The organism is Komagataeibacter xylinus (genome assembly GCF_031081985.1).
In the GTDB taxonomy this organism is placed as follows: Bacteria; Pseudomonadota; Alphaproteobacteria; order Acetobacterales; family Acetobacteraceae; genus Komagataeibacter; species Komagataeibacter xylinus_E.
The window spans coordinates 105,587-118,383 of sequence record NZ_JARWSK010000005.1 but is presented as its reverse complement, the minus strand read 5'-3'; the positions used below and the strand labels follow the sequence as shown (position 1 = coordinate 118,383).

9 protein-coding genes and 1 pseudogene are annotated in these 12,797 nt (G+C 63.2%); 9 read left to right on the top strand and 1 reads right to left on the bottom strand.

Annotation, left to right across the window (positions count from 1 at the left end):
• The first annotated feature begins 191 nt into the window (after positions 1-191).
• Genes QEG70_RS10905 through QEG70_RS10890 form a run of 4 tightly spaced genes read left to right on the top strand, consistent with a single transcriptional unit; the run spans position 192 to position 4,650 of the window.
• A complete protein-coding gene (locus tag QEG70_RS10905) occupies positions 192-1,301 on the top strand; it encodes a GumK N-terminal domain-containing glycosyltransferase (RefSeq protein ID WP_308720681.1) in 1,110 nt (369 codons plus the stop codon).
• 42 nt (positions 1,302-1,343) lie between these two features.
• Positions 1,344-2,486 (top strand): glycosyltransferase, encoded by a 1,143-nt coding sequence (locus QEG70_RS10900; RefSeq protein ID WP_308720680.1) that lies wholly within the window; start codon positions 1,344-1,346, stop codon positions 2,484-2,486.
• A complete protein-coding gene (locus QEG70_RS10895; protein WP_308720679.1) occupies positions 2,435-3,688 on the top strand; it encodes a glycosyltransferase in 1,254 nt (417 codons plus the stop codon). The genes QEG70_RS10900 and QEG70_RS10895 overlap by 52 nt, the downstream gene beginning before the upstream one ends.
• Positions 3,685-4,650 (top strand): glycosyltransferase family 2 protein, encoded by a 966-nt coding sequence (locus QEG70_RS10890; RefSeq protein WP_308720678.1) that lies wholly within the window; start codon positions 3,685-3,687, stop codon positions 4,648-4,650. Before QEG70_RS10895 ends, QEG70_RS10890 begins: the two co-directional genes overlap by 4 nt.
• An 87-nt stretch (positions 4,651-4,737) precedes the next feature.
• Here QEG70_RS10890 and QEG70_RS10885 read toward each other — a convergent pair whose 3' ends face one another.
• The gene (locus tag QEG70_RS10885; protein ID WP_308720852.1) at positions 4,738-6,069 is read right to left on the bottom strand and encodes a UDP-glucose dehydrogenase family protein; all 1,332 of its coding nucleotides are present in this window, start codon (positions 6,067-6,069) and stop codon (positions 4,738-4,740) included.
• A 322-nt stretch (positions 6,070-6,391) separates the two neighbouring features.
• On the opposite strand from QEG70_RS10885, the gene QEG70_RS10880 reads away from it, so the two are divergent.
• From QEG70_RS10880 to QEG70_RS10860, 5 genes and pseudogenes are all read left to right on the top strand, one after another.
• Positions 6,392-7,870, top strand: a complete 1,479-nt coding sequence (locus tag QEG70_RS10880) for a mannose-1-phosphate guanylyltransferase/mannose-6-phosphate isomerase (protein WP_308720677.1) — start codon at positions 6,392-6,394, stop codon at positions 7,868-7,870.
• 349 nt (positions 7,871-8,219) lie between these two features.
• Positions 8,220-8,891, top strand: a pseudogene (locus QEG70_RS10875) (nucleoside-diphosphate sugar epimerase/dehydratase); the annotation flags it as partial.
• A gap of 82 nt (positions 8,892-8,973) precedes the next feature.
• Positions 8,974-9,720, top strand: a complete 747-nt coding sequence (locus tag QEG70_RS10870; RefSeq protein ID WP_308720851.1) for an exopolysaccharide biosynthesis polyprenyl glycosylphosphotransferase — start codon at positions 8,974-8,976, stop codon at positions 9,718-9,720.
• A gap of 38 nt (positions 9,721-9,758) precedes the next feature.
• Positions 9,759-10,574 (top strand): WecB/TagA/CpsF family glycosyltransferase, encoded by an 816-nt coding sequence (locus QEG70_RS10865; protein ID WP_308720676.1) that lies wholly within the window; start codon positions 9,759-9,761, stop codon positions 10,572-10,574.
• Positions 10,575-10,615: 41 nt separating this feature from the next.
• The gene (locus tag QEG70_RS10860) at positions 10,616-12,790 is read left to right on the top strand and encodes a GumC family protein (protein WP_308720675.1); all 2,175 of its coding nucleotides are present in this window, start codon (positions 10,616-10,618) and stop codon (positions 12,788-12,790) included.
• The last annotated feature ends 7 nt before the right edge of the window (positions 12,791-12,797 follow it).

Genomic DNA, 12,797 nt, shown 5'->3' with positions numbered 1-12,797 from the left:
CTGAACGCCTTTTTCAGAGCACGATCATGTCATGATCCTGCCGCAATGTGCGGGTGGATTTGGCGCCTGCGTGAAAAGGGCCGCTGGTGCTCTCGCATATGTTCACGCCACCACAATGAACTGGCGGGCCTGCCTGTCGTTGCGCGTGCAGGAGCATGAAGAATGGTTGCAAGGCAGGAGTACACCCTTCCATGACACGGTCGCTGTTCATTTCCGTTCATGATTTTCGTAGTCTGCGCAAGGCAAGTATTCATTTCATCGCAGCGGAAATGGCGCGTCGCGGGCCAACGGCCTTCCTGTCCATCGGGTTGAGCGACCTGTCGCTGCGGCGCGGCGATACACGCGCCAACCTCGCTGCCCGCGCCAACAGGGTGGAAACGGTCGATGGCGTGGAATGCTATCTGTGGCGCATGAAATGGCACCCCTTCAACATGCGCAAAAAGGCGCTTGCCCCCCTTGAGCGCGGTCTGTTCTGGCTTTACCGGCAGATGTTGCCCGCCATTGCGCGCCGGTGGATACGCCGCGCCGATACGGTTTTTATTGAATCGGGCATGGCGCCAATATTTATCCGCGATGTCAGGAAACTTAATCCCACCGCGCGCATTATCTACCTGATGTCCGATGACCTCGAGGTCGTGGGCTGTGCGGATACCATCAAGAATGATTTCGTGCGTAATTTCGATATGATCGACACCGTGCGCATGCCGTCGCGCTACCTGCTTGAGCGCCTGCCCCATGCGCGTTCGGCGGTGTTTGCGCCGCATGGCATTGATCGCAGCATTGCCGACAGAACCTATCCCGATCCCTACACGCCCGGCCGCATCAGTTGTGTTTCAATCGGCTCGATGCTGTTTGATAAAACATTCTTCCAGATCGCGGCCCGGCTGCGGCCCGATATCGATTTTCATATCATCGGCGCGGGGCGCGCAACCGAAGGGCTGGATGCACCCAACATCATCATCCACCCCGAGATGGCCTTCGAGCGCACGCTGTCCTATCTCCAGCACGCAGCTTTTGGCGTGGCGCCTTACCGTGATGCCAATACGCCGCGCTACCTGCTCGATACATCGCTCAAGCTGCGGCAGTTCGCGCTGTTTGGCATTCCTGCCGTCTGCCCCGATTTTGCGCTCAATGACACGCCCGGCCGGTATGGCTACCGACCGGGCGATGCGCATTCGATCGGCCAGGCCATCAATGATGCCCTGCATTCATCGGATGTGATCGAACTCGAGGCCCATGGCTGGCCCGAGATCGTGCAGCGCATCCTGACCCCCCAAGCATATCCCGACACACATGTCTGAGCGCAGGCTGATCCCTGCACAAGCACAGGAAAGAGCGAGAACATGAGTGAGGCAGGTGACCCCGGTCCCCGTATTTCCGTTGTCATGGCGACCTATAATGGCGCAGCCCATATTCGCGAACAGCTCGACAGCCTGGCAGCGCAGACCTGCCTGCCTGCCGAACTGATCGTGACCGATGATGGCTCAACCGATGCAACGCTCGACATCGTTGCCGATTTTGCCCGCAATGCGCCTTTTTCCGTGCAGGTGCACCGCAATGCCACGCGGCTGGGCTACAAGGGCAACTTCATGCATGCGGTTACCCTGAGCACGGGCGACCTGATCTCGTTCTGCGATCAGGATGATTACTGGAAGCCCGACAATCTCGCCCGCGTTCGCGATGTCTTTCTCAAAGACCCCGATGTGATGATGGTCTATCACAACGCGCGCCTCGTTGATGAAAACCGCAAGTCCATCTCCACCTTCTATGCCACACCGCCCATGCCGCCCGTGGCCCGGCCACTGACCCTGCAGCCGTGGAGCTTCTCCTACGGGTACATGCAGACCTTCCGCGCCGTGCTCAAGCCCGCGGGCGCGCTGTGGCCGCGCATGCGCGACCATTACAATCCCGGCAAGGAAATGGGGCATGACCTGTTCTACTTCCTTGTAGCCTCAGGCGTGGGCTCGATTGCCTATATTGATGAAGAACTGACCGAATACCGCCTGCACGGCGGCAATACGGTCGGCTCGGGCAAGCGCACGCAGCCCACTTTTCTTGACCGCTGGCGCTACCGTCTGGAAGACCGGGCCGATACCTACCGCTACCTTGCCCGTATGACGGTGCAGGACAGCAACCTGTTTGCCGATCTGGCCCTGACCCCCGCATGGCCTGAAACCCTGCGCATGCGCGCCCGCACCGCGGCCAGGGCGTGGGGGGCGCTTGAGCCACTTTACGCCGCGCGCGCCGAGGTGTGTTCCGCCAGCCTGCCGCGCCGTATTGCCGCCTTCGTGCGGCTGGTGCGCGCGGGGGGCTATAGCGAGCGTTCATTCTGGACCTTCGGCCCACGCGCCATGCAGAAGGATGCGGTGCTTGGCGTGCTGCTTGCCCCGCTGGTGCGCCGTTTTGGCCATGAATCTTCCCGCACGGACCGCGCGTGTCATCGCGGCCAGGCCTGTCCTGCCCCCGGCGAGGCCGTGGCGGCATGAACGGCATGGCCGGAACAGGTGCGGGGTCGGTCATGGCGGATGCAACCGCGCCTACGGTTGCCATCTACCGCACCCAGATCCTGCCCCTGTCCGAGACATTCGTGCGCGACCAGGCGCGTGGCCTGCGGCGCTGGCGGCCCGTGCTGCTGGGCGAGCGCACGATAGGCCAGTTGCCGCTTGATGGCATGGACGTGCGCGCGCTGCATGACGGGCCGCCCACATTCGTGCAGCGCCTGACCGGCATGGCCGCCCGCATGCTCGAGCGCCCTGTGCCGGGCATGCTGAACCTTGCCCGTGGCTTCGCGCCCCGGCTGGTGCATGCCCATTTCGGCTTTGACGGCGTGGAGGCATGGCCCCTTGCGCATGCGCTGGGCGTGCCGTTGCTGGTTACCCTGCATGGATCGGACATTACCACCCGCATGGAGTGGTTCGCGCGCGGGGGCGGTGGCCAGCGCTGGCGGGCCTACCCGCGCAGGCTCAGACACCTGGCTGGCATTGCGCAGGTCAATTACGTTGCGGTGTCGCATAGCATCCGCGAGGCAGCGATCCGCGCGGGCCTGCCTGAACAGCGCATTCATGTCTGCCCCATCGGCATCGACCTGACCCGCTTTCACCCCGGCGGGCCGCCCATGGCCGAGCGCGCGCCGGTCATCCTGTTCGCGGGCCGGCTGGTCGAGAAAAAAGGCTGCCGCTACCTGATCGAGGCCTTTCGCAGCGTGCGCGCGCAGGTGCCCGATGCCCGTCTGCTCATTGCAGGCGACGGGCCGGAGCGCGACATGCTGGCGGGCCTTGCCGCCGATATCGGGGGCATTACGTTCAATGGCCGTTATTCCGCTGCACAGATGCAGCCGCTTCTGGCGCAGGCGCGGGTGTTCTGCCTGCCCAGCGTCACGGCGGCCAATGGCGATGCCGAGGGCATGGGCCTTGTCCTGCTCGAGGCCCAGGCCTGTGGCGTGCCGGTGGTCACATCCGCGCGTGGTGGCGCCACCGAGGGCATCGAGCATGGCAGGACCGGCTTCGCCTTTGCCGAGGGCGACGTGGCGGCACTGAGCGCCTACCTGATCCGGCTGCTGCGTGATGACGCGCTGGCCACGCGCATGTCGGAGGCAGGCCCCGTTTTCGTGGCGAAGCACCATGACCTGTCCTACTGGGCAGGCATGCTCGAGAAGATTTACGATAGCATGACAGGACGCACATCATGACCGCTCCCATGTCCGTCACCCTGGTCATCACGGCGTATAACGCGCAGGATTTCATCATGCGGGCCGTCAATTCGGCGCTTGAGCAGACGCGCAAGCCGCTTGAAATCGTGGTGGTGGATGACTGCTCCACCGACAGCACGGCCGACCTGCTGCGCCGGGTGGCGCGCGCGCATGACATCATTCGGGTCGTCTCCACCCCTGCCAATGGCGGTCCATCGGTTGCGCGCAATACCGGCCTGGCGGTGGCAAGGGGGGACTGGGTCGCCTTTCTGGATGGCGATGACGCCTTTGCGCCCAACCGGCTGGAAGTGCTCATGGCGCGCGCAGCGCAGGATGACTGCGATGCCGTGGCCGATGATCTGGGCTATTATGATGCCATGGCGGGCCAGGTGACAGGCCGCGCGATGGGGGCAGGGCAGGTGCCGCTCCAGACCATAAGCCTGCGTGATTACGTGTATCATAACCGTGCAGGCGGCACCGGTTTTGACTGGGGCCTGCTCAAGCCGATGTTCCGGCGTGCGTTCCTTGCTGCCCATGCCCTGCAATACGATCCGCTGGTGCGGCATGGGGAGGACTTCCTGCTGGTGGTCTCGTTCCTGCTGGCTGGCGGGCGGCTGTGCCTGATCGACCAGCCCACCTACCTTTACACCCAGCGCCAGGGCAGCGTGAGTGGCCGGGCCTCCGGCATGTCACGCACCGTCATTGCCTACCGTGACATGCGCGACATGGCGCTGGCGCTGGCGCGTGACCCGCGCATCAGCAATGACCCCGTGCTTGTCGATCTGCTGCGCCAGCGCGCGGAGGGATTGCAGCGGCTTGATGATTCCCACTTTGTATCGGTCGCCCTGCGCGCGGGCGCCGTGGGGGCGATCATGCGGCGCGCCATGGACCGCCCGGCCTTCCTGCCTGCCATGATGCGCCAGGTTGGCGCGGCCCTGCGGCGTCGCCTCTGCCATTCGTGAAATAATAAAAAGCGTTACCAAAAACTTTCTTATGATTGCTGGATGTGTTCCGGGCCATGCAGATGCCTGCATGGCCCGGATCGTGTTTCAGGCAGTGTGCACCATGTCCGGCCGGCCGAGCGAGATGTAATCGAAACCCGCTTCCTTCAGGCTCTCGGGGTCCCAGATGTTGCGCAGGTCGGCAACCTTGCGGCCTGTCATGCGGGCCTTGAGTTTCTCGGGGGAGAGGGAGCGGAATTCATTCCACTCGGTCAGCACCACAAGGATATCCGCCCCCGTGGCGGCATCGAGCGCGTCCTTGCAGTAGGTCACGGCCTTGGGCAGCACGGGGCGCGCGGTTTCCATGCCTGCAGGGTCGAAGGCGCGGATCTGCGCTCCTGCCTTGTCGAGCTGGTCCAGCACGACAATCGAGGCGGCCTCGCGCATGTCATCGGTCTCTGGCTTGAAGGTCAGGCCAAGCACGCCAATCGTCAGGCCCTTCACATCGCCACCCGCCAGCGCAATCACGCGCTCGCCCATGGCCTTCATGCGCAGTTCGTTCACGGCAACCGTCGTCTCGATCAGCCGCACGGGCGAGCCCGCATTGCGCCCGATGGCGGTCAGCGCGCGCGTATCCTTGGGGAAGCACGAGCCACCAAAGCCGGGGCTGGGGTGGAGGAATTTCTTGCCAATGCGCCCGTCAAGCCCGATGGAGCGGGCGACATCATTCACGTCAGCGCCCACCTTCTCGCACAGGTCGGAGATCTCGTTGATGAAGGTGATCTTCATGGCCAGGAAGGAATTGGCGGCGTATTTGATCAGTTCCGCCGTTTCCAGGCCGGTAAAGACAATGGGGCGCTCAAGCAGGTAGAGCGGTCGGTAGAGCTTGCGCAGGATGTTCTGCGCGCGCTCCGTGCCGCCCGGCTTTGACTGGTCGGTGCCGATGATGACGCGGTCAGGCTTCATGAAATCGACAATGGCGTTGCCCTCGCGCAGGAACTCGGGGTTCGATGCCACATCGAAATCGAGGTCCGGCCGCGTCGCGTGCACGATCCTGGCAATCTCGCGCCCGGTACCTACCGGTACGGTCGATTTGGTCACGATCAGCGTATACCCTTCGGCCACGCGCGCGACCTGCTCGACCGCGGCATAGACGTAACTCGTATCGGCCTGCCCGTCGCCGCGGCGCGAGGGCGTGCCCACGGCCACGAATACGGCATCAGCACCCTTTACGGCAGCGGCGATGTCATCGCCAAATGTCAGGCGCCCCGCCTCCACGTTTTCCGCCACCAGGCGGTCAAGGCCGGGTTCGTAAATCGGGATCCGCCCTTCACGCAAGGCGGCCAGACGGTCGGGGTTGGTTTCAACAATGGCAACATCCGTGCCGAACTCCGCAAAACATGTACCGGAGACCAACCCCACGTAGCCTCCACCGATCATAGCAATTCGCACCTGGACCTCCCTGGTCTGTCTGTGAACCTGCCTTCATGCACAGGTCCGCGTGTAGCGTTTTTCAAATCAGCTTGAAACAATGAAAAAGTAATAAGGCATGTCGGTTCCGTCGTACCGAATATTTCATGCCAGTGACACACAAAGGCATGAACACGACAAAAATATGTTTGCGCACCACATTCTTGACAAAAAAATTCTGGCTTAGTGCGTTCGTCACATGAATGTCCGCCTTTGTGCATCGCCGGGGCCACCCGCAACCGGGGGCCGCGGGCTGGCGTGACATGAAACCCGCACGACGGAGACACGATCCATGACGTTTATGACAGCGACGGATGTAACCGTGCCCAGGCCCGAAACCGCCTTGCCCTCCATTACGCCCATCGTGCTCTCGGGGGGGACGGGCACGCGGCTGTGGCCCGTTTCGCGCGCCAGCCATCCCAAGCAGTTCTGGGCGCTGGCCTCGAGCCAGACCATGATCGGTGAGACCCTGCAGCGCGCCACGGGCGAGGCCTTTGCCCCGCCCGTCGTTGTATGCAACCAGGCGCATCGCTTTCTCGTAGCTGAACAACTGTGCGAGAATGGCTGCGAAAATGGCCGCATCATCCTTGAGCCCGCCGTGCGCAACACCGCTGCCGCCATTGCCGCCGCCGCCCTCGTGGCCGCACGGGACAACCCCGACGCCCTGCTGTGGATCATGGCCGCCGATGCCGCCTTCCGCCACCCCGAGCGCCTGCCCGCCGTGCTGGAAAAAGCGACGAAAGTGGCGCGGGAAGGCTATATCGTCACCTTCGGCATGAAGCCCGACGCGGCCGAGACGGGCTATGGCTACATCCGCACCGGCGCGCCGCTGCACCCTGGCCAGCCTGATGAGGGGGTGTACCATGTCACCAAGTTTATTGAAAAACCGGACCATCTGCGCGCGACCGAAATGCTGCGTGAAGGCGGGTATCTGTGGAACTCGGGCATGTTTGTCGCACCTGCCTCGGTCATGCTGGCCGAACTGGCCCGGCATGAACCCGATGTGCTTGAAAACGTGCGCACCGCCCTGGAGCGCAGCCAGCATGACCTGACCTTCTGCAGGCTTGATGCGGATTCCTTCCTGCGCTGCCCCAGTGTCAGCATTGATTATGCCGTGATGGAACGCACCGACCGTGCACTGGTCATTCCCGCCGATCTTGGCTGGTCGGATGTAGGGAACTGGAATGCGCTGTGGGAACTGGGCGACAAGGATGCAGGCGGCAACGTGGTCGTGGGCGACGTGGTGCTTGAGCAGTCCCATAACTGCTACGTGCGCAGCGAGGGCATGCTGACGGCGGTGGCAGGGCTGACCGATATCGTGCTGGTTGTCACGACCGATGCCGTGCTCGCCATCCATCGTGATTACGCGCAGGATGTCTCGGCCCTTGTGGCCCAGTTGAAAAAGGCCAGCCGGACGGAAGCCGAAATTCACAATCGCTGTTACCGGCCCTGGGGTTTTTACGAAGGGCTGATTCAGGGCGAGCGGTTTCAGGTCAAGCGCATCGTGGTCTATCCGGGGCAGAAACTTTCGCTGCAGAAGCATTTCCACCGTGCCGAGCACTGGGTCGTGGTCAGCGGCACGGCCCTGGTCACGCGTGATGCGGAAAATCTGCTGATACAGGAAAACGAAAGTGTCTATCTGCCGTTAGGCTGTATGCATCGCCTGGAAAATCCTGGCCGCATTCCCCTGACGCTCATCGAGGTGCAGTCCGGGCCATATCTCGGGGAAGACGATATCGTCCGCTTCGAGGATACATACGGGCGGCAGTAACATGCAGCCACGGGGCATTTATGGGCGGATGCCCCTGAATGCCCCGTGCGTGAAGCTCAGGGTCGGGATGGGGAGTATTCGTTTCGCTACAAGAACGGTTCCATCAAATCGTTAAATTTTTAATAAATTAGATGTGACGGTTAAATCATGATTCCATACTGTGGCAATGACATATTTTGGCCCTAAAATACCCAGAATAATGCCGCTACGGGAACTGGAGTCCCGAAAGTCATAAAAACAATAAAAGGCAGAAGAGTGTTTGGTGCCCGTGTTGCGTAATGCGGGGAATGGCAAGGGAAGCTGTATCCGGTGGCAGGCTGCGGCCCGCGTTGACAGGAGATGTTTCAAAATGAGCGAGGCACTCAGGCGTTTGGAAAATGGTGAATCCGACCTGTCGCTATCAACGGGGGTCGATGACATCTCTTCGCGGTGGCGCCTGATGCACCGGGCAGGTGAAAGCAGCTTTTCCTATCGCCACCCTGTCGTGTCGCAGGTGGTCGTGCTGTCAGATGCGATGTGCGTGTTCCTTGCCGTCGTGGCCTGCATCGCCTGGCAGCGCATTTTTGATACGCCCGAACTGTCTGGAGCGCTTCTGCTGGCCAATGTCATGGCGGGCGGTGCGTTCTTTCTGTTCCCCAAGAATGTGCCATTGCTCGATATTCCCGACATCACCAGGCTTTCTTTCCAGCTCCGCTATCTCGCACCCCCCGTTGTGTTCGGTCTGATCGTGTTCTGCGCCATTCTGGTCATGCTGTCGTGGCCGGTGGGCGTTGCGGTGCGGATGGGGGCTGAATGGCTGGCCTTTGTTGCGGTGGCGCTGGCGGCTGAACGGATCATCGGTACTTATGTGCTGCACACGGAGGCGATGGCCCATCGCCTGACGCGCAAGGTGGCGATTATCGGTTCAGGCGCGGAAGCGACCCAGATGGCCGCGCGCATCAATACCCGCATGCAGCGCATGTTCCGCCTCGTTGGCATATTTGATGATCAGGGAGCCAATGTTGACGGCACGATTGATGAACTCGTGCAGCGCGGGCGCGAGGATGGCATTGATGCCGTCATCATGAGCTTCCCCCCCCGCCGAGGGAGGGCAGCAGCATGTGATGGACGTGCTGTGGCGGCTGCGCGGCGTGCTGGCCGATGTGTATGTCGTGCCCACGCTCATGACGGAGGACTGTCACTTCTGGCCCGTCGAGCGCTTCGGGCCATTTTCGCTCACGGTCCTGCAGCGGCGCCCCCTGAGCGAATGGGACATGCTGGAAAAGCGTGCGTTTGACCTGAGCGCCAGCGTGCTGATCCTGATTGCGATCGCCCCCGTCCTTGCGCTCGTGGCGCTGGCCATCAAGCTGGACTCCCGCGGGCCGGTGCTGTTCTGCCAGCCGCGCCAGGGCTTCAATAACCGTTATTTCAACGTGTTCAAGTTCCGCTCCATGTATACCGACATGGCCGATAGTGGCGCTGCCCGCCAGACCTCGCGCACCGACCCGCGTGTGACGCGCGTGGGGCGTGTGATCCGGCGGCTGAGCATTGATGAACTGCCCCAGCTTTTTAACGTGCTGCGTGGCGAGATGTCGCTCGTCGGCCCCCGCCCGCATGCGCCCCAGACCCGCGCGGGCGGGCAGCTCTTGCATGAGGCGATGGAAGAATACGTGGCCCGCCACCGCGTGCAGCCCGGCATTACCGGCTGGGCGCAGATCAACGGCTCGCGCGGCGAACTCGTCACGCGCGAGGACCTGCGCCGCCGCGTGGTGCTGGACCTGGAATACATACGCGCCTGGTCGATCTGGCTGGATATGAAAATCATCTTCCTGACCATCAAGCGCGAGATTTTCTCACGGAATGCGTTCTGAATTCCTGAACTGCAATAATGATGAACGGTGTATTCAAAATGAACGCAAATACGGAAATAAAACTGGATGATGCCATTGTCGATGTCATGGGCCTGCCCCTGCATGACATCACGCGCGGTGAAATTGTCACGCGCGTGATCGATGCCGTAAAGGGCGGGCGGAAAATGGCCATCGTCAACGCCAATGCCCATATGGCGGTCGAATCCCAAAAACATCCGTGGCTGCGCGGGCTGTTCCGCCGGGCGGATATCGCGTTCTGCGATGGCGCGGGCGTGCAGCTTGCCGCCCGCGTGCTGACTGGTCGCTCGCTGCCCCGCACCACGCCGCCGGAATGGATCGGCCCGGTGCTCGAGCGCCTTGGCCCCGAGGCTTCGGTGTTCTGGATCGGGGGGCAGCCGGGCGTGGTCGATGCGGCGGCGCAGGCCTTCTCGGCACGCTATGGCGTGCGCACGGCAGGCACGCAGCATGGTTTTTTTGATCTGACACCCGGCTCGCGTGAGTCCACGCAACTGCTCGAGCGCCTGCTGGCGACAAAGCCCGACATCATCCTGCTGACCATGGGCATGCCCCGGCAGGAAATCTGGCTGCGTGACAATATCGACCACCTGCCCACCGGCGTGTTCATCACGGCGGGCGCGCTGGTTGACCACGCGGCGGGCCGGGTGCGCAGGCCGCCGCGATGGGTGGCCAATATGGGGCTGGAGTGGCTGGTGCGCCTGATGCGCGAGCCGCGCAGGCTGTGGCGGCGCTACGTACTGGGGCTGCCGGTGTTCGGCTTCTATGTCCTCGTCTACCTGCAGCGCAGGCTCCGCCTGCGGGCAGCCTCCCCCCTCTCACGGAAACTCGCCGGGTAAACAGCATGAATTATGTTTCCATACAGGGACGGAACCCTTCAATGTCATGGACCGCACAGGATGTCGGCCTCGTCATTCGCCAGACATGCCGCGCCTTCCTGCGGCACCGGATGCTGTTTGCCCTGACCGTGCTTGGCGTGGTGGGGGCAGGGGGCGCGATTACGCTCTCGCTCAAGCCGCGCTACACGGCCACGGCCACGGTTGTGGTGGCGGGCCACGCGCAGCAGGACCCGCTTGCGCCCAACGGCCAGCAGCAGAACCAGGCGCCGCCGGATGATGAACTGGTCTCGACCGAGGCTGCGATGATCCATTCGCGCGATGTGGCTGCTGCCGTGCTGGCGCAGCTTCCGCCCCCCGCCCAGCCTGCCCATGTCGGCCTGCGTGACCGGCTGTGCCACATGGGGCTGGGTTTCATGTGCCATGTGGCAAAACCGGTGGACCCGCAGGTGCAGCGCATGCATGAGGAGGACGCCTTCCTCAACAACCTGACCATCACACCCGAGCCGCGCACCCAGATCCTTGACATCAGCGTGGTTGATGGCGACCCGGCGCGCGCCGCAGCGCTGGCCGATGCGGTGGTGACCAATTACCAGCGCATTGCCCTTGCCCGCCAGACGGCGGACATCAACCGCGTGGCCGCGTGGCTCGACAGCCGCACCGCCGCCCTGCGCCAGCGCTGGCTTGATGCGGTGCAGAAGGCCAATGCCTTTGATAACGCTCACGGCCTGACCAACACGAACGAGGGCAGCACCTCCAGCCCGCTGATCGAGCGCCAGATTGCCGATACGGCCTCCAACCTCAGCCAGGCGCAGGGCCGCCTTGCCGCAGCCCAGGCCCGCGCCGATGCCCTGAAGGATGCAGCCGCCCGGGGCGATGCGCGCGCCGCCGTCGCCCTGTCGCAGGAGCCGATCCTGGTGGCCACGGCCAATTCGCTCATGCAGCTTGAAAGCACGCGCCAGGAGGAGGCGGCCACCTACGGCCCCCAGCACCCCCGCCTGCGCGCGCTTGACCAGCAGATCGCGACCACAAAGGCAAGCCTTGCCGCCGAGACGCAGGCTGCGTTGAACACCATCCGCGAGGACCAGATCTCCGCCCGCGCCGAGGTGGACCGCCTGAATGAAAACCTCGACCTTCTGCGCCAGAAGGCAGGCGGGCAGAGCGGCCCGCAGGCGGAATACCGCACGCTCGACCAGGAGGCGCAGAGCGCGCGCACGGTGTATGAAACCTTCCTCGAGCACGCCAAGGAAGTGGTGGACCGCGCCGCCCTGCTGCAACCGCCCATCGCCATGGTGTCACATGCCTCGGCACCGGATGTGCCCAGCTTCCCCAACCGCAAGAAGCTTGGCATTGGCCTGATTGCAGTAGCCCTTGCCGCCGGTGCGGGTGCGGTGCTGCTGCGCGATTACTTCACGGCGGGCTTTACCGAGATCGAGCGCCTGCGCGCTGCCATTCCGCTGCCGCTGCTGGCCGTGGTGCCCAAGGTGGGCGGGCGCAGCGAGCAGACCGTGCGCCGCCATGTGCTCGACCACCCCTATTCCCGCGCGACCGAGGCGGTGCGCAGCCTGGTCATGCAGCTTTCCATGCGGGTGCATGAAGGTGGCCAGCCGCTGTGCCTTGCCATTACCTCCGCCGGACCGGAGGAAGGCAAGAGCACGCTGGCGCTGTGGATGGCCGCCGTTGCACGGCGTGGCGGGCAGAAAGTGCTGGTGATCGATGCCGACCACCGGCGCGGCATGCTCGACCATTACCTGACCGATGGCACCACGGGCCGCCCCTCGCTGGGCATGAGCGACCTTGTGACAAGTGGCGTGCGGGTGGCTGATGTCATCCGCACCGACCCCGAGGCCGGGTTTGACTACATCCCGGCGGGCCGGACCATCGAGCACGCCTTCAGCCCCGTCGAGATCCGCCGCCTGCGCGCGATGCTGGTCGAACTCAAGCAGTCCTATGAACTCATCATCATCGACTGCCCGCCGCTGCTGGGTCTGAGCGATGCGCTGGTGCATGCGAACATGGCCGATCAGGTGATTTTCGTGTGCCGGTGGAAGAGCACGGCCCAGCGTGCCGTCATGGCCTGCCTGGAGCGGCTTGAAGCCTGTGGCGCGCACCTCGCCGGCGTGGTGGCCACCATGGTGGAGGATAATGCGATGGACGTGATGGGCTACAGTTACGGCAACAGGGATATCAGGATCCTGAGCCGTTTTGATGAACAGTAAGAAACGG